Here is a 15,701-nt window from a genome sequence, read left to right as displayed (position 1 = left end):
GCTATGCTTTTCAATGAATCCGCATGCCGGGCTCGGCACCCGGGAAGGGTTCAAGCACGTAGATGCCGGGGTGCGATTTTTCATCCGCATGGCTGGCGGCAAGCACCATGCCCTCGCTCACGCCGAATTTCATCTTGCGCGGCGCGAGGTTGGCCACCAGCACGGTGAGCTTGCCTTGCAGCTGCTCGGGCTGGTACATGCTGGAGATGCCCGAGAAGACATTCCTCAGCCGCCCTTCGCCCGCGTCCAGCGTGAGCCGCAGCAGTTTGGTCGAGCCCTCCACCGCCTGGCATTCGACGATCCTGGCGATGCGCAGATCGATCCTGGCGAAATCGGCGATCGTGATCGTGGGGGCGATCTCCTCGCCGCCGGGCAAGACCTTTTCCGGCTCGGGCAGGGCAAACAGCGCATCGAGCTGCTCCACCGTCACGCGCTGCATCAGATGCTGGTACTGGCCAATCGCGTGGCCAGTGCCCAGCAGGCTTTGCGCGTCGGCGAAGGAGAGTGGCGCAATCTGCAGGAAGCCTTCCACCTGCGCCGCCGTGGCGGGCAGCATGGGTTTCAGGTAAATGGTGAGCAGGCGGAAGGCCTCGATGCAGGTGGTGCAGACATCGTGCAGGCGCGCGTCCTGCCCTTCCTGCCTCGCGAGTTCCCAGGGCTTGTTGGCGTCCACATAGCTGTTCACCCGGTCGCACAGCAGCATGGTGTCGCGCGCCGCGCGGGCGCTGTCGCGGTCTTCGTAGGCCTGCACGATGGCGGCTTGCTGCGCGTGCAGTTCGGCCAGCAAGGCCTGCCCGTCGCTGCCCACGCTGCCAAGCCTGCCACCAAAACGCTTGGCGATGAAGCCTGCGGCGCGTGACGCAATATTCACGTACTTGCCGATCAGATCGGCGTTCACCCGGGCCATGAAGTCCTCGGGGTTGAAGTCGATGTCCTCGTTGCGCCCGTTGAGCTTGGCGCCCAGGTAGTAGCGCAGCCACTCGGGATTCATGCCCAGCGCCAGGTACTTGAGCGGATCGAGGCCGGTGCCGCGGCTTTTGCTCATCTTCTCGCCGTTGTTCACCGTCATGAAGCCGTGCACGCAGATTTTGGTCGGCGTCTTGCGGCCGCTGAATTTCAGCGTGGCGGGCCAGAACAGCGTGTGGAAGGTGATGATGTCCTTGCCGATGAAGTGGTACTGCTCCAGGGCCGGGTCGGCCATGTAGGCGTCGTAATCCTCGCCGCGCTTGTCCAGAAGGTTCTTGAGTGATGCCAGATAACCAATGGGCGCATCCAGCCAGACGTAGAAATACTTGCCTGGCGCATCCGGGATTTCGATGCCGAAATAGGGCGCGTCGCGCGAGATGTCCCAGTCGCCCAGGCCCTCGCTGGTGCTGCCATCGGGGTTGGTGCGCGTGCCGAACCATTCCCTGATCTTGGCGGCCACTTCGGGCTGCACGTGAAAGCCGTCCTGCGTCCACTCTTTCAAAAACTGCACGCAGCGCGGGTCCGAGAGCTTGAAGAAGAAGTGCTCCGAGGTCTTGAGCTCGGGCCTGGCGCCCGAGAGCGCGGAGTAGGGGTTGATGAGTTCGGTGGGCGCATAGACCGCGCCGCAGACCTCGCAGTTGTCGCCGTACTGGTCCTTGGCGTGGCAGCGCGGGCATTCGCCCTTGATGAAGCGGTCGGGCAGGAACATGTTCTTCTCCGGGTCGAAGAACTGCTCTATGGTGCGGGTTTCGATCAGGCCGTTGGCCTTCAAATCCAGGTAGATCTGCTGCGCGAGCGCGTGGTTTTCCGGCGCGTCGGTGCTGTGCCAGTTGTCAAACGCGATGTGAAAGCCGTCCAGGTATTCCTTGCGCCCGGCGGCGATGTCGGCGACGAACTGCTGCGGCGTCTTGCCGGCCTTCTCGGCCGCGATCATGATGGGCGCGCCGTGCGCGTCGTCGGCGCCGACGAAATTCACCTGCGAGCCCGCCATGCGCTGCGCCCGCACCCAGGTGTCGGCCTGGATGTATTCCATGATGTGGCCGATGTGGAACTTGCCGTTGGCATACGGCAGCGCGGTGGTGACGAAGATCTTGCGGGCGGACATGGGTGGCGACTGGCTTTGCGAAACCGGTCATTGTAGGAAACGCTGCCGCGTGCTGTTCAAGGCTTGCTGGCCTGTACGGGCAGCGTCCAGCCGAAGAACGCCAGCACCTCATCGCGCCGCGCCGCCACATCGGCCCGGCCCAGCGCCATCAGCTCCTGCGTGTAGTGCTCCTCGAACAGCAGATAGCTGGCCAGTGCGGCGCTGCGCACTTCCTGTTTTTTTGACGACACGCCTATGGTTCCCAGCAGCGTGCGCAGCGCCACCGGCAGCCGATCGACGTGGCGGGTGGCGATGGCGTCCAGGCGCTGGGATGGCGCGATCACCAGCAGTTCCAGCGGCTTCAGCGCGCTGCTGGTGCGCGCTTGCGGGGGGATCAGCGACAGCGTCTTGTTGATGCGCTGCATGCGCTCCACGTCCACCCAGAGGGCGTCGAGGAAGATGTTGGAGAGCGCATGGCCGGCGATCTGCGCGAGCGACGGATAGCCGCTGGAGGGCGCGGCCGTCGGATCGCTCCCGGATTCGTGCATGCGCCCCGCGCCGATCACCAGGATGCGCTCCGCGCCAAGATGGATCGCCGGTGCGATCGGGGCGGACTGGCGCATCGAGCCGTCGCCAAAATACTCCGTGGCGCCGTCGATGTCTATGCCCTGGGCGGGAAAGATGAAAGGAATGGCGGACGATGCCAGCAGGTGCTCGTGGCGTATCTCGTCGCGCACCGAACGCCGCTGGGTGCGCACCCAGGGCACGAGCCGGTCGCTGGCTTCGAAGAAGGTGATGTGCTCGCCCGAGCTGTAGCTGGACGCCGTGATGGCCAGCGCGTGCAGATGGCCTTCGCGCATCAGCAGGGGCAGGCGGATGAGGGGCACGAGCTGCTGCAGCAATTGCAGCAGCGGGCCGTTGTCCAGCAATGAGCGCGGCCGTAGGCGATGCCAGCGCGCGACCACCCAGCCGAGCGACAGCAGCGACAGCCAGCTGGCACCGCTGCGCAGCATGCTGATCGAGTCCGAGCGGTAGACGTTGTGCGGATGAAAATGGCTCCAGACGCGCGCCAGACGCCGCACCGCGCGATCGAACTGGTCCGCCCCGCAGGCCAATGCGGCCGCGTTGATCGCCCCGGCCGAGGTGCCGGTCATGACGGGGAAAGGGTTGGCGTGGTTGTCCGGCTCGCATTGGCGGCGCAGGTCCGAGATCGCCTGCAGCACCCCGACCTGGTAGGCCGCCCGGGCTCCGCCGCCGGTCAGCACCAGCCCCGTCAGTGGTGGCGCGGCGCTGGCGTTGGAAAGAGGCGGGGCTGGCATGGAGGGCGGCGCGGACGCCGTGCTGTCACGGTGCAGCGGTTATAGAAGATTTTGCGCTCGCCGGACCCCGGGGTTACCCCGAGTAAAATTCCGGCTTCTCGCGGTTCGCACCACACCAAGCGCGGCCCGCTGCCTCACAAGTCCTTCCCACCAGGAGCCTGCATGCTGTTTGGAAAATTATTGCCCCGCGAGGGCAATTTTTTCGAGATGTTCAACCAGCATGCCGATCGCATCGTGGAGGCGGTGGAGGCGTTTTCCTCATTGGTGGCGGACTATGCAAACCCGCAGCAGCGCGAGCGCCACCAGCAGGAGGTTGACGATGCCGAGCGCGCCGCCGACCGCGTGACGCACGAGGTGAACCGGGCCTTGCACCGCACCTTCATCACGCCCATCGACCGCGAGCAGATCCATTCACTCATCAACACCATGGACGACGTGGCCGACCTGCTGCAGGACACGGCCGAAGCCATGGCGCTCTATGACTTGCAGCATGTGACCGAGGAAATCCGGCACCTCACGGAGCTGTGCGTCACGTGCTGCGGCCTGGTGCGCGATGCGGTGCGCATGCTGGGGCGCATCGCGGAGCCGGCGGTGACGGAGCGCGCGCTCAAGGTCTGCGAGGAGATCGACCGTGTCGAGGGCGAGGCGGACCGCGTGCTGCGCAGCGCGATGAGCAAGCTGTTTCGCGAAGCGGTCGATGCGCGCGAGATCATCAAGCTCAAGGAAATCTACGAGCTGCTCGAAACCGTGACGGACAAATGCGAGGACGTGGCCAACCACATCGAGGGCGTGATCCTCGAAAACTCCTGAAGCATCGCTTCTTCATCACTTTCCCTGCACCATGGAAACCGTTCAGGCCGCCCTCTGGGTCGTGATTCTGCTGGTTGGTCTGGCCGTCGCGTTCGATTTCATGAACGGCTTTCACGACGCGGCCAATTCGATTGCCACCGTCGTCTCCACCGGCGTGCTCAAGCCGTCGCAGGCGGTGGTGTTTGCGGCGTTCTTCAACGTCATTGCGATTTTCGTGTTCCACCTGAGTGTCGCGGCCACCATCGGCAAAGGCATTGTCGACATCCATGTGGTGGACACGCACGTGATCTTCGGCGCGCTCGTCGGCGCGATCAGCTGGAACATCATCACCTGGTACTACGGCATTCCCAGCAGCTCCTCGCATGCGCTGATCGGCGGCATCGTCGGGGCCGTGATCGCCAAGACGGGCGCGGGCGCGCTGGTGGCCAGCGGCATCTTCAAGATCGTGGCGTTCATCTTCATCTCGCCGCTGCTGGGCTTCATCCTGGGCTCGATGATGATGGTGCTCATGGCCTGGCTCCTGCGGCGCGCGCGTCCGCAGCGCATCGACCGGTGGTTCCGGCGCCTGCAGCTCATCTCGGCCGGCGCCTACAGCCTGGGGCATGGCGGCAACGATGCGCAGAAGACCATAGGCATCATCTGGCTGCTGCTGATCGCGACCGGCTATGCCTCCGCCGGGGATGCCGAGCCGCCCATCTGGGTCATTCTGGCCTGCTACAGCGCGATGGGACTGGGCACCATGTTCGGCGGTTGGCGCATCGTCAAGACCATGGGGCAGAAGATCACCAAGCTCAAGCCCGTGGGCGGGTTTTGCGCCGAGACGGGCGGGGCGCTGTCGCTTTTCCTGGCCACCTGGCTGGGCATTCCGGTCTCGACCACGCACACCATCACCGGAGCCATCGTGGGCGTTGGCTCCACCCAGCGTGCCAGCGCCGTGCGCTGGGGCGTGGCGGGCAATATCGTCTGGGCCTGGATACTCACCATCCCGGCGAGTGCATTCATCTCCGGCATCGCCTACTGGGCGAGCCTGCAGATGTATTGATCTCTCAATATGATAGCTGCCCGCGCTTTGGCGAAAAGCGCTGGAATGCTTTTTACTGCGATATCTTGCGAGCCTCTTCGAGCTGGTATTCCCAGAAATGCTCGAAGCCGAAGGCAATCGTCGCCATCAGCACCCCCGCACCCACCAGCAGCGCGGCGGCAACGCCCATCACCGTCAGCCAGTAGGTGCGTCCAGCCGGATGGTCCGGCGCCGCGCCGGGGTTGAAGCGTGCGTTCCATCGGTCCTGCGGCATCAGGCCGTACACGATGGCCGTCAGCGCGCACACGGCGATGATCAGGCCCAGCAGCGGAATCAGCGCCCAGCTGAGCTGGTCATCCACGCCGAGCTGCTGGATGCGTTCGACGCCGACGATTCCGAGAGCGGTCGGGATAGGGAACAGCCAGCCGAGCCAGTCGCCCAGGCCGCGCAGATAGAAGCGGTGCAGTCCGAGCGGACCGCCCAGGAAGGCAAGCCAGGTGGTGAGGGTCTTGTTTTTCATGGGTGTGATTATTCCTCCGAAATCATCCCGCTATAATGCCGGGCTTTGCAGCGTGTCGCTGGCCGGGTGGCCAGTCGCGTGTCTCAAGCGCAGCAAGAACTGCCGCAATGTCAGCGGCAACCACCCGAAGGATTCAACCATGGTCGTGATTCGACTCTCCCGCGGCGGCGCCAAGGGCCGTCCGTTCTTCAACATCGTCGTTGCCGACAAGCGCGTGCGCCGCGACGGCAGCTTCATCGAGCGCGTGGGTTTCTACAACCCCTCCGCCAAGGGCGGCGAGGAAGGTCTGCGTCTGGTGCAGGATCGCATCACCTACTGGAAGAGCGTGGGCGCGCAGGCGTCTCCCACCGTGGATCGCCTGATCCGCCAGGCCGCCAAGCAGGCTGCCTGATCACTCCTGGCGCCAGCCAGCACGGGCTTCGTCGGGCGCACTGACGGGCCCGTTTTGTTTTTCAACGCGCATGATCGATTTCCCCGAACTGCCCTTTGCCGAACTGCCGCACGACGCCATAGAGGTTGGCCGTGTCGGCGAGGCCTGGGGCGTCAAGGGCTGGTTCAAGGTGGTGCCCTTCAGCAGCGCGCCAGAGGCCTTGCTGGCGGCGCCGCAGTGGTTCCTGCTGCCCGCAGAGCGCGGGGCGAAGAGCCCGTTCGGGCGTTGCGTGAGCCTCGGCGTGCAGCAGGCGCGTCCGCACGGCGATGCGGTCGTGGCGCAGGCGCAGGAGGTGCAGGACCGGGCGCAGGCTGAATTGCTGCGCGGCGCGCGCATTTTCATTCCCCGTTCGGCGTTTCCGCAGACGCAGGACGACGAATACTACTGGGTTGACCTGATCGGCCTTGCGGTCGCCAACCGCGAGGGCGTGCAGCTGGGCACGGTCCGGGATTTGCTCGCCTCCGGGCCGCAGACCACGCTGGTGCTGGCAGGCGAGCAAGGTGGCAAGCCCTGTGAGCGCCTGGTTCCCTTTGTTTCCGCCTTTGTTGATCAGGTGGATCTCGCGGGCCGGCGCATCACGGTCGATTGGCAGCCGGATTACTGAAGAGGTCTCGGCGTGCGTTTTGATCTCATCACGCTGTTCCCCGAGCTGTTCGCCCCTTTTCTCGCAAGTGGCGTCACGCGCCGCGCCTATGCCTCGGGGCAGGTGGCGGTGCACCTGTGGAACCCGCGCGATCATGCCGAGGGCAACTACCGCCGTGTCGATGACCGTCCGTTTGGCGGCGGCCCGGGCATGGTGATGATGGCGGAGCCCCTGGCGCATTGCCTCGCGGCCATCCGCGCCGATCGCAACGAAGCACGCGAGGTACAGGCGCCGATGGTGCTGTTTTCTCCCGTGGGAGAGCGGCTTGGCCAGGCGGGCGTGCAGGCCTGGGCGGCCGGCAGCGGCGCCATTTTGCTCTGCGGCCGCTACGAAGGCATCGATCAGCGCTTCATCGATGCCCATGTCCAGCGGCAAATCAGCCTGGGTGATTTTGTCCTTTCCGGCGGCGAGGTGGCCGCCATGGCGCTGCTCGATGCCGTGGCGCGCCTGCAGCCGGGCGTGCTGCACGACGAGGACAGCGCCAGGCAGGACAGCTTCAGCCCGCAGCTTGACGGTTTGCTCGATTGCCCGCACTACACCCGTCCTGAAGCGTGGCGGGGGCGCGAGGTGCCGGCGGTGCTGCTTTCGGGCAACCACGCGCAGATTGCGCAGTGGCGCCGCGGCCAGCGGCTGCGCCTGACGCGGCAGCTGCGCCCGGACCTGCTGGATGCGGCGCGCGCCGATGGGCTGCTGACGGAGGATGACGAAACCAGCCTTCGCTTGCTATAATCAGCGGCTTTTCGATCCTCTACCCGGCCGTCATGGCAATGGCCATGGCCTACAAGGCGCCAATCGGGGCGCCGCTGCCAATCTTGGCGCGGGCATGATCGATGGATGACACCATGAACCTGATCCAGACCCTTGAGCAAGAGGAAATTGCCCGCCTCAACCGCCAGATCCCTGATTTTTCCGCCGGCGATACGCTGATCGTCAGCGTGAACGTCGTCGAAGGCACGCGCAAGCGCGTGCAGGCGTACGAAGGCGTGGTGATTGCCAAGCGCAATCGCGGCCTGAACAGCAGCTTCATCGTGCGCAAGATCTCCAACGGCGAAGGCGTGGAGCGCACCTTCCAGACCTACAGCCCGCTGATCGCCAAGATCGAAGTCAAGCGCCGTGGCGACGTGCGCCGCGCCAAGCTGTACTACCTGCGCGGCCTGAGCGGCAAGCGCGCGCGCATCAAGGAAAAGCTGCCTTCGCGCGTCAAGGTCAGCGACGCTCCCCAGGCCTGATGGGCCTGGCTGCCACGACCATGCTGGCAGAGCACCCAAAGCCGCTACAGCGCGCAGGCCTGTAGCGGTTTTGTTTTCCCGAGAGCCCGTGCAGAAGTCCGCCGCTCCTTTCACGCTCCCGCGCTTTGATCCGCGCAGGCTGCCATTCGTGGGGGAGCCGGATGCGCTGCCCCCGGTCGCTGACGCGGCGCAGACCGTGGCGGCGTTGCGCCAGCGCTTTGCGGCACCGCCGGCCTGGGTGCCGGAAATTCAGCGCGAGCCGAAATTCCTGGACCGCGCGCCGGCCCATGCGGCCGTGCTCGTGCCCATCGTGCTGCACGCGCGCCCCACGGTGCTGCTGACGGAGCGCACCCAGCATCTGTCCACGCATTCGGGACAGGTGGCCTTCCCGGGCGGACGCAGCGATCCGCAGGACCGGGATGCCGCTGCGACTGCGCTGCGCGAGGCGCGCGAAGAAGTGGGGCTGGACAGCGGCGGGGTCGAGGTGCTCGGCAGCCTGCCGGACTATGTGACCGGATCGTCCTTCATCGTGACGCCGGTCGTGGCGCTGGTGAGGCCCGGTGCGCGCCTGCACGCCAACCCGGACGAAGTGGCCGATATCTTCGAGGTGCCGCTGCAATTTCTGCTTGATCCCGCGCACCACCGGCGCCAGGCGTTCGAATGGCAGGGGCAGCGCCGCGAGTGGTATGCGATGCCCTACCAGGATGGCGGCAGGACACGCTTCATCTGGGGTGCCACGGCGGGCATGCTGCGCAATTTCTATCGATTCATGAGCGCCTGAAGGGCGCGTTCGGCGGGCGCGGCTCGCTATCATTGTCCGCATGAGTTTTTTTGCCATCCTGCTGGCCCTGCTGATCGAGCAGGCGCGCCCCCTGGCGCGCAGCAATCCCATCCATGAAGGATTGCGTGCCTGGGCGCTGTCGGCGCGGCGCAATTTCGACGCTGGCAGCCCGCCCCATGGCTGGCTCACCTGGGCGCTGGCGGTGGGCGTGCCGCCGCTGGCGGTGCTGGCGGTGTATTGGGCGCTGCTGCATTTCGTAGGCTGGCCGCTGGCGCTGGTCTGGAATATTGTGGTGCTCTACATCACGCTGGGTTTCCGCCAGTTCAGCCACCATTTCACCGCTATCCGTGATGCGCTCGAAGAGGGCGACGTGCAGCGCGCGCGCGAAGGCCTGGCGCGCTGGAAACAGGTGGAAGTGGATCAGCTGCCGCGCAGCGAGATCGTGCGCCACGTCATCGAGTACTCGGTGGTCGCTGCGCATCGCCATGTGTTTGGCGTGCTGGCGTGGTTTGCCGGATTTGCGGCGCTGGGGCTGGGACCCAGCGGGGCGGTGCTCTATCGCATGGCGGAATTCGCGGCGCGCCACTGGGGCGCGGGCGCACCGTTGCCTGAACACCCGCCCAGCCAGGCGCTGGTGAGGGCGGCGGAGCGGGCATGGATGGTGATCGACTGGCTGCCCGCGCGCCTGACCGCGCTGTCCTTCGCCGTCGTCGGCAGTTTCGAGGATGCGATCGAAGGCTGGCGCTTTCACGCGCAGCGCTTTCCCGGTGACAACGATGGCGTGGTGCTGGCGGCGACGGCCGGTGCGATCGGCGTGCGCCTGGGCGGCGTGGCGCTGCGCGGGCGTGGTGCCGCGAATGCCGGTTTTGAAGCCGGTGGCGCGTTGGGTGACAGCGATGCCACGCCCGGCCAGGAACCGCAGGTGGCGCACCTGCGCAGCGTGGTGGGGCTGGTGTGGCGCTCGGTGGTGGTCTGGATGCTGCTGCTGGCGCTGCTCACGCTGGCGCGGCTATTGGGCTAAAAATATAAGAAAAAACAGTCTCAAGCGCTTATGCAGCAAGCGCTGTAAGCTATGAAAACAGGAATTTCCCGCATGTCCATCCCTTCGCTGTGCAGCCCCGTCGTGGAGCGGCTCGAACCTTATGTGCCCGGCGAGCAGCCGCGCATCGCGGGCCTGGTGAAGCTCAACACCAACGAGAACCCCTATCCGCCGTCGCCGCGCGCCATCGCGGCCGTGGAGGCGGCCGCACGCGAGGGCCTGCAGCTCTACCCTGATCCGCAATCGCTCGCGCTGCGCGAGGCGCTGGCGGCAGCCCATGGGTTGCAGACGGATCAGGTCTTTGTCGGCAACGGCTCGGACGAAGTGCTGGCGCATGCCTTCTTCGCATTCTTCCAGCATGCGGGCGAGCGGCTTCTGATGCCCGATATCACCTACAGCTTCTACCGCGTGTACTGCGGGCTGTGGGGCATCGGCGCCGAGCTGCAGCCACTCGATGCCGGGCTGGCGGTCGATGTGGGCGCCTTGGCCGCGCGTGCTGCGCAAGGGCCGTGCGCAGGCATCGTGCTGGCCAACCCGAACGCGCCCACGGGCATGGGTTTGCCGCTGGCGCAGATCGAGCGGCTGCTGGCGGCTTGCCCGCAGCGCGTGGTGCTGGTCGATGAAGCCTATGTGGATTTCGGCGGCGAGAGCGCCGTGGGGCTCATTGCACGCCATCCCAACCTGCTGGTGGTGCACACGCTGTCCAAGTCGCGCTCGCTCGCCGGGCTGCGGGTGGGCGCGGCCTTCGGGGCGCCGCCGCTGATCGACGCGCTCACACGCGTGAAGGACAGCTTCAACTCCTACCCGCTGGACCGCCTGGCCCAGGCCGGCGCGTGCGCTGCCGTGCAGGACGTGGCGTATTTCGACGCAACCCGCCACGCCGTGATGCACAACCGCGACGGTCTGGCGCGCGCTCTCCAGGAGCTGGGCTTCGAGGTACTGCCCTCGCAGGCCAATTTCCTTTTCGCGCGCCATCCGGGGCGCGACGGCGCGCAACTGGCCGCGCTGCTGCGCGAGCGCGCGGTGCTGGTGCGCCACTTCGCGCGGCCCGAGCGTATTGCGCCCTACCTGCGCATCAGCGTGGGCACGCCCGCGCAGTGCGATGCGCTGGTGCGGGCGGTGGCGGCCATCCTGGCGTCAAACCGGTAGCGCCACCAGCGGGTTGCCGTTCATCGGATCGTCCTTCTTCGACGCCAGCGCCTTTTTCAAGTCCAGCCCCAGCGCCTTGGCCACGCCCGCGCCGTAGGCCGGGTCGGCCGCGTTGCAGTTGCGGATGTGGCGGAATTTGACGAACTCGGGCGCGTCGCCCATGGCGCGGCCGGTGTTGCCGAACAGCGCTTCTTTCTGTGCATCCGTCATCAGGCGGAACAGGTTGCCCGGCTGCTGGAAGTAGTTGCTGTCGTCCTGGTGGTAGCTCCAGTGCTTGGCGTCGCCGTTGATCTTGAGCGGCGGCTCTTCAAACTGCGGCTGCGCCTGCCACTGGCCGAAGCTGTTCGGCTCGTAGTGCGGCAGGCCGCCGTAGTTGCCGTCCACCCGGCCCTGGCCGTCGCGGTGGTTGCTGTGCACCGGGCAGCGCGCCTGGTTGACCGGGATCTGCTGGTAGTTGGCGCCCAGGCGGTAGCGCTGCGCGTCGGCGTAGTTGAATAGGCGCGCCTGCAGCATGCGGTCGGGCGAGGCGCCGATGCCGGGCACCAGGTTGCTGGGCGAGAACGCCGATTGCTCCACGTCGAGGAAGAAGTTCTCGGGGTTCTTGTTCAGCTCGAACACGCCGACCTCGATCAGCGGGTAGTCGCCATGCGGCCAGACCTTGGTGAGGTCGAAGGGGTGGTAGGGCACCTTCTCGGCGTCCGCCTCCGGCATGACCTGCACGTACATCGTCCACTTCGGGAAGTCGCCGCGCGCTATGGCCTCGTACAGGTCGCGCTGGCTGCTCTCTCTGTCCTTGCCGACCAGGGCCTCGGCCTCGGCGTCCGTCAGGTTTTGGATGCCCTGCTGGGTCTTGAAGTGCATCTTGACCCAGAAGCGCTCGCCCGCATGGTTCCAGAAGCTGTAGGTGTGCGACGAGAAGCCATGCATGTGGCGGTAGCTGGCCGGGATGCCGCGGTCGCTCATCACCACGGTGACCTGGTGCAGGGCCTCGGGGATCAGCGTCCAGTAGTCCCAGTTGTTGCTGGCCGAGCGCAGATTGGTGCGCGGGTCGCGCTTGACGGCCTTGTTCAGGTCGGGGAACTGGCGCGGGTCGCGCATGAAGAACACCGGCGTGTTGTTGCCCACCATGTCCCAGTTGCCCTCTTCGGTGTAGAACTTGAGGGCAAAGCCGCGGATGTCGCGCTCGGCGTCGGCCGCGCCGCGCTCGCCGGCCACGGTGGTGAAGCGGGCGAACATCTCGGTCTGCTTGCCCACCTTCTCGAAGATTTTGGCGCGGCTGTATTGGGTGATGTCCTTGGTCACGGTGAAGGTGCCGAACGCGCCCGAGCCCTTGGCGTGCATGCGGCGCTCGGGGATCACCTCGCGCACGAAGCCGGCCAGTTTTTCATTCAGCCAGTTGTCCTGCGCCAGCAGCGGGCCGCGCGGGCCGGCGGTCAGGCTGTCGCGGTTGCTGACCACGGGGGCGCCGAAGTCGGTCGTCAGGTGGGTCACGGGGCACTTGGGGGATTTATCCTGCATGAGATGCTCCAACAGAAGGGTTTGCAAAGATCGGCGAAACCGATGGGAGCATCGTAAGAAAAATCGTGTGCCTGGTGTTTGAGTATTCTTGATCGCGGCGATAGGCAATGGCACGTTCGCGCCCGGCGTACCGCTGTCCCTGTCAATAGGGCCGTGTGCTCAGCTCTGCGAACAATTCGCGGTAGATGCGATGGCGCGGCGGGCTGATGAGGCCGGGCGCCCGCCCCTCCGCCACCTGCGCCAGCACCGCGCAGCCGGGCTCATGCAGGTGGGTGCAGTTGTAGAAGCGGCAGCCCCCCAGGTGCAAGGCCATGTCAGGCATCAGCCGCGCAAGATCCGTGGCTGCGATGTGGTTCAGACCGAAGGACTGAAAGCCCGGCGAATCGATCAGCGCGCTGCGCCGCGCGTCCTCCAGCCAGTACAGCGTGGTGGTGGTGGTGGTGTGCCTGCCCGAGCCGAGGGCCTGCGAGATCTCGCCCGTCTGCGCCGCCGCGCCCGGCACGAGCAGATTCACCAGCGTGCTCTTGCCCACGCCCGAAGGGCCGAGCACCAGCGTGGTCTTGTCCGCGAGCAGCGCCAGCAGGGCGCCGCGATCGACCGCGCCCGACTGCGTGAGCGAAAGCGGCAGCACGCGGTAGTGGTGCGCGCCCTGGCCATCGCCGCCCATGTGGCGGTAGGGCCAGAGCCGCTCCCAGGCGCTGGCGAATGGCGTGACCAGATCGCTTTTGTTGAGCGCGATCAGCGGCGTGACGCCGGCCGCCTCGCAGGCGATCAGCGCGCGCGCCAGCAGGCTTTCGGAAAACACCGGTTCCGCGGCCAGCAGGATCAGCACCTGATCGAGGTTGGCGGCGAACGATTTGCTGCGTACCTCGTCCTGGCGGTAGAGCAGGTTGCGGCGTTCGAGTACCTGCTCCACCGTGCCTTCACCGTCCCCATGGCGGGCACTTTGCCAGAGCACTTGATCCCCGACCACGGCCTGGCTTTTCTTGCCGCGCGGGTGGCAGATGCGCCGCTCGCCGTCGGGCGTCTCCACGACGCAGTGGCGGCCGTGCGCGGCCACCACCAGGCCGGGCGCGGCAGTCACGTGAGCAGGGCGTCCATCTGGCGGGCGCACGCGATGTCGGTCGCCGAAATGCCGCCGACATCGTGCGTGTTCAAGCACACGACGCAGCGGTTGTAGTGCACGGAAAGGTCAGGATGGTGGTCCTGCGCATGCGCGATGAAGGCGATGGCGTTGACGAAGGCCATGGTCTCGAAGTAGTTGGCGAAGTGGTAGGTCTTGGCAATCGCCACCTGCGCGCCGTCGCCTTGCAGTGCCCAGCCGCTCAGATCTGCCAGCTGCGTTACGATTTCCGTAGCTGTCAGCGCACGCCTGGTCTGCGCTGACCAGTCCTTTTTAGGGAAAGAAGACGTCATGGTGTTGCCGGTGCGAGATGTGCCAGACGCTCGCTGGCCGGTGGGTGGGAGTAATAGAACGAAGCGTACACCGGGTCGGGCGTGAGCGTGGAGGCGTTGTCCTGGTAGAGCTTGAGCAGCGCGCTGCGCAAGTCGTCGCGGCTGGCCTGCGCCGCCGCATAGGCATCGGCCTGGAACTCGTCGCGGCGCGAGAGCTGGGCCAGCAGCGGCGTGACGAAGACGGTGAACACCGGCAGCGCCAGCATGAACAGCAGCAGCGCCAGCGCGTCGTTGGGCGCGCTGCCATCGAGCGTCAGGTTGGGCTGCACGCCCAGGCCGGTGTAGAACCAGGCGCGCGTGCACAGCCAGCCCAGCAGCGCGAAGCCGAGCAGGCTGATGACGAACAGGCCGACCATGCGGCGCAGCACATGCTTGTGCTTGAAGTGTCCGAGCTCGTGCGCCAGCACCGCCTGCACCTCGTCGGGCGAGAGCTGCTTGAGCAGCGTGTCGAAGAACACCACCCGCTTGGCGCGACCCAGCCCGGTGAAATAGGCATTGGCGTGCGCACTGCGCCGGCTGCCGTCCATGACGAAAAAGCCGCTGGCCTTGAAACCGCAGCGCTGCATCAGTGCCGCGATGCGGCTCTTGAGACTTTCGTCTTCCAGCGGCTGGAAGCGGTTGAACAGCGGTGCGATCCACAGCGGATAGGCCACCATCATCACCAGATTGAAGGCCACCAGCACGCCCCAGGCCCAGAGCCACCACAGCGTGCCCGCCGCCCGCATGAGCCAGAGAATCAGCGCGGCCAGCGGCAGACCGATCAGCGCGCCCACCAGCGTCGATTTGGCGAGGTCCGAAAGCCACAGCCCCGGCGTCATCTGGTTGAAGCCCCAGCGCTGCTCGACCACGAAAGTCTTGTACCAGCCCAAGGGCAGGTCGATGAGCCCGCCGATCAGGGCGAAGCACGCAAGCAGCGCCAGCTGCTGCCACATGCCGCCGCCCAGCCAGCCGAGCAGTGCCTGGTTGAGCGCATTCAGGCCGCCCAGCAGCGTCCAGCCCAGCAGCACGCAGCTTCCGACGGCCAGCTCCTGCAGGCCCAGGCGTGTCTTGGCAATGGTGTAGCCCGCCGCACGCCGATGGGCCGCCAGGCTGATGTGGCCGGCGAACGCCGCCGGCACTTCGCCCTGGTGCCGCGCCACCGATCGTATCTGGCGACTGGCAAGCCAGACCTTGAGCAGCAGCCCGGCGACGAGCGCCGCGGCGAACAGGTAGGTGAACAGCAGCGAAGGAGAGAGCAGTGACGGCATGGGGGTGCCAGTGTAGGGCATGGGCTGCAAGGCATTGGGCAAGGCATTGGGTGTGTGGCCCCAAGACAGTAATGTCCCCTTTGCCCCAAGTAGAAGTGTCCCCTTCGATGCTGTTGGAGGACGCAGGTGCAGGCACAGGACAAGCTGATGAGTCACAAGGAAGTGCAGCGTCTGCAGGTGCTCAAACGCCTGCAGCATGAGGGACTGACGCAATCGCAGGCAGCCCAGCAACCGGCGCATCGACGAGGCGCAGCAGGCGCACTACGTGCAGCTGGTGCGCACGCATTACGCCGGCTTTGGCCCGCAACTGGCCCACGAGTACCTTGCGCGTGAACACGGCTCTGGCTTCAGCGTGGCGCGGCTGCCGAGCAGGGTTTTCTTGGTAGATTTTTTCGATCGCGTTTTCTGATTTCATATGGTTTCACCGTTGTTTACCCCTCAATTCAACAGTTAACTGGTAGCACTGGCTGCCGATAATCCAACGTAAACA

At 65.9% G+C, this 15,701-nt stretch carries 17 protein-coding genes; 9 read left to right on the top strand and 8 right to left on the bottom strand.

Annotated features, from left to right (window positions below):
- Positions 1–10: 10 nt before the first annotated feature.
- Both metG and K320_RS0113865 read right to left on the bottom strand, forming a co-directional pair.
- Positions 11–2,071 carry a methionine--tRNA ligase gene (gene metG, locus K320_RS0113870; protein WP_024539433.1) on the bottom strand — a complete coding sequence of 687 codons (2,061 nt, stop codon included), beginning with the start codon at positions 2,069–2,071 and terminating at the stop codon, positions 11–13.
- A 56-nt stretch (positions 2,072–2,127) separates the two neighbouring features.
- Positions 2,128–3,369, bottom strand: coding sequence for a patatin-like phospholipase family protein (locus K320_RS0113865; protein WP_024539432.1), 1,242 nt, complete (start codon positions 3,367–3,369; stop codon positions 2,128–2,130).
- 162 nt (positions 3,370–3,531) lie between these two features.
- Here K320_RS0113865 and K320_RS0113860 point away from each other — a divergent pair, with 162 nt between their 5' ends.
- On the top strand, positions 3,532–4,179 hold the full coding sequence (locus tag K320_RS0113860) for a DUF47 domain-containing protein (RefSeq protein WP_024539431.1): 648 nt from the start codon (positions 3,532–3,534) through the stop codon (positions 4,177–4,179).
- 31 nt (positions 4,180–4,210) lie between these two features.
- Positions 4,211–5,221 carry an inorganic phosphate transporter gene (locus K320_RS0113855; protein ID WP_024539430.1) on the top strand — a complete coding sequence of 337 codons (1,011 nt, stop codon included), beginning with the start codon at positions 4,211–4,213 and terminating at the stop codon, positions 5,219–5,221.
- Between the two features lie 52 nt (positions 5,222–5,273).
- Here the strand turns inward: K320_RS0113855 and K320_RS0113850 are convergent, their stop codons facing one another.
- Entirely contained in the window at positions 5,274–5,720 is a 447-nt protein-coding gene (locus K320_RS0113850; RefSeq protein ID WP_024539429.1) for a TM2 domain-containing protein, read from the bottom strand.
- A 139-nt stretch (positions 5,721–5,859) separates the two neighbouring features.
- On the opposite strand from K320_RS0113850, the gene rpsP reads away from it, so the two are divergent.
- From rpsP to hisC, 7 genes are all read left to right on the top strand, one after another.
- Entirely contained in the window at positions 5,860–6,111 is a 252-nt protein-coding gene (rpsP, locus tag K320_RS0113845; protein ID WP_024539428.1) for a 30S ribosomal protein S16, read from the top strand.
- Between the two features lie 70 nt (positions 6,112–6,181).
- Complete coding sequence (gene rimM, locus K320_RS0113840; RefSeq protein ID WP_024539427.1) at positions 6,182–6,754, top strand: ribosome maturation factor RimM; 573 nt, start codon at positions 6,182–6,184, stop codon at positions 6,752–6,754.
- Positions 6,755–6,766: 12 nt separating this feature from the next.
- The gene (gene trmD / locus K320_RS0113835) at positions 6,767–7,522 is read left to right on the top strand and encodes a tRNA (guanosine(37)-N1)-methyltransferase TrmD (protein ID WP_024539426.1); all 756 of its coding nucleotides are present in this window, start codon (positions 6,767–6,769) and stop codon (positions 7,520–7,522) included.
- A 113-nt stretch (positions 7,523–7,635) separates the two neighbouring features.
- Positions 7,636–8,022, top strand: a complete 387-nt coding sequence (gene rplS, locus K320_RS0113830; RefSeq protein WP_024539425.1) for a 50S ribosomal protein L19 — start codon at positions 7,636–7,638, stop codon at positions 8,020–8,022.
- Between the two features lie 88 nt (positions 8,023–8,110).
- A complete protein-coding gene (locus K320_RS0113825) occupies positions 8,111–8,803 on the top strand; it encodes a CoA pyrophosphatase (protein WP_024539424.1) in 693 nt (230 codons plus the stop codon).
- A 40-nt stretch (positions 8,804–8,843) separates the two neighbouring features.
- Positions 8,844–9,824 (top strand): CobD/CbiB family protein, encoded by a 981-nt coding sequence (locus K320_RS0113820; protein ID WP_024539423.1) that lies wholly within the window; start codon positions 8,844–8,846, stop codon positions 9,822–9,824.
- Positions 9,825–9,896: 72 nt separating this feature from the next.
- Positions 9,897–10,991 (top strand): histidinol-phosphate transaminase, encoded by a 1,095-nt coding sequence (gene hisC, locus K320_RS0113815; RefSeq protein WP_024539422.1) that lies wholly within the window; start codon positions 9,897–9,899, stop codon positions 10,989–10,991.
- Here hisC and K320_RS0113810 read toward each other — a convergent pair.
- From K320_RS0113810 to K320_RS19105, 5 genes are all read right to left on the bottom strand, one after another.
- Complete coding sequence (locus tag K320_RS0113810; RefSeq protein WP_024539421.1) at positions 10,980–12,509, bottom strand: catalase; 1,530 nt, start codon at positions 12,507–12,509, stop codon at positions 10,980–10,982. The two genes, hisC and K320_RS0113810, sit on opposite strands and share 12 nt — an antisense overlap.
- Positions 12,510–12,651: 142 nt before the next feature.
- Positions 12,652–13,593 (bottom strand): ribosome small subunit-dependent GTPase A, encoded by a 942-nt coding sequence (gene rsgA / locus K320_RS0113805; protein ID WP_024539420.1) that lies wholly within the window; start codon positions 13,591–13,593, stop codon positions 12,652–12,654.
- On the bottom strand, positions 13,590–13,925 hold the full coding sequence (locus tag K320_RS0113800; RefSeq protein WP_024539419.1) for a 4a-hydroxytetrahydrobiopterin dehydratase: 336 nt from the start codon (positions 13,923–13,925) through the stop codon (positions 13,590–13,592). The genes rsgA and K320_RS0113800 overlap by 4 nt, the downstream gene beginning before the upstream one ends.
- The gene (locus K320_RS0113795) at positions 13,922–15,211 is read right to left on the bottom strand and encodes a M48 family metallopeptidase (protein ID WP_051384945.1); all 1,290 of its coding nucleotides are present in this window, start codon (positions 15,209–15,211) and stop codon (positions 13,922–13,924) included. The genes K320_RS0113800 and K320_RS0113795 overlap by 4 nt, the downstream gene beginning before the upstream one ends.
- 181 nt (positions 15,212–15,392) lie before the next feature.
- Complete coding sequence (locus tag K320_RS19105; protein WP_156913991.1) at positions 15,393–15,626, bottom strand: hypothetical protein; 234 nt, start codon at positions 15,624–15,626, stop codon at positions 15,393–15,395.
- Positions 15,627–15,701 lie beyond the last annotated feature (75 nt).

The sequence above is a fragment of the Comamonas badia DSM 17552 genome, from assembly GCF_000484635.1.
GTDB lineage: Bacteria > Pseudomonadota > Gammaproteobacteria > Burkholderiales > Burkholderiaceae_C > Comamonas_C > Comamonas_C badia.
Note: the sequence above shows the minus strand (reverse complement) of the source record. Positions and strands in the feature narration are given on the sequence as shown.

Bases quoted from the DNA above. Each gene is read 5' to 3' on its own strand.
- K320_RS0113860 (WP_024539431.1), top strand. From the start codon at position 3,532: ATGCTGTTTGGAAAATTATTGCCCCGCGAGGGCAATTTTTTCGAGATG.
- rimM (WP_024539427.1), top strand. From the start codon at position 6,182: ATGATCGATTTCCCCGAACTGCCCTTTGCCGAACTGCCGCACGACGCC.
- rpsP (WP_024539428.1), top strand. From the start codon at position 5,860: ATGGTCGTGATTCGACTCTCCCGCGGCGGCGCCAAGGGCCGTCCGTTC.
- K320_RS19105 (WP_156913991.1), bottom strand. From the start codon at position 15,626: ATGAAATCAGAAAACGCGATCGAAAAAATCTACCAAGAAAACCCTGCT.
- K320_RS0113855 (WP_024539430.1), top strand. From the start codon at position 4,211: ATGGAAACCGTTCAGGCCGCCCTCTGGGTCGTGATTCTGCTGGTTGGT.
- K320_RS0113820 (WP_024539423.1), top strand. From the start codon at position 8,844: ATGAGTTTTTTTGCCATCCTGCTGGCCCTGCTGATCGAGCAGGCGCGC.
- K320_RS0113865 (WP_024539432.1), bottom strand. From the start codon at position 3,369: ATGCCAGCCCCGCCTCTTTCCAACGCCAGCGCCGCGCCACCACTGACG.
- hisC (WP_024539422.1), top strand. From the start codon at position 9,897: ATGTCCATCCCTTCGCTGTGCAGCCCCGTCGTGGAGCGGCTCGAACCT.
- K320_RS0113850 (WP_024539429.1), bottom strand. From the start codon at position 5,720: ATGAAAAACAAGACCCTCACCACCTGGCTTGCCTTCCTGGGCGGTCCG.
- rplS (WP_024539425.1), top strand. From the start codon at position 7,636: ATGAACCTGATCCAGACCCTTGAGCAAGAGGAAATTGCCCGCCTCAAC.
- K320_RS0113810 (WP_024539421.1), bottom strand. From the start codon at position 12,509: ATGCAGGATAAATCCCCCAAGTGCCCCGTGACCCACCTGACGACCGAC.
- K320_RS0113795 (WP_051384945.1), bottom strand. From the start codon at position 15,211: ATGCCGTCACTGCTCTCTCCTTCGCTGCTGTTCACCTACCTGTTCGCC.
- metG (WP_024539433.1), bottom strand. From the start codon at position 2,071: ATGTCCGCCCGCAAGATCTTCGTCACCACCGCGCTGCCGTATGCCAAC.
- K320_RS0113800 (WP_024539419.1), bottom strand. From the start codon at position 13,925: ATGACGTCTTCTTTCCCTAAAAAGGACTGGTCAGCGCAGACCAGGCGT.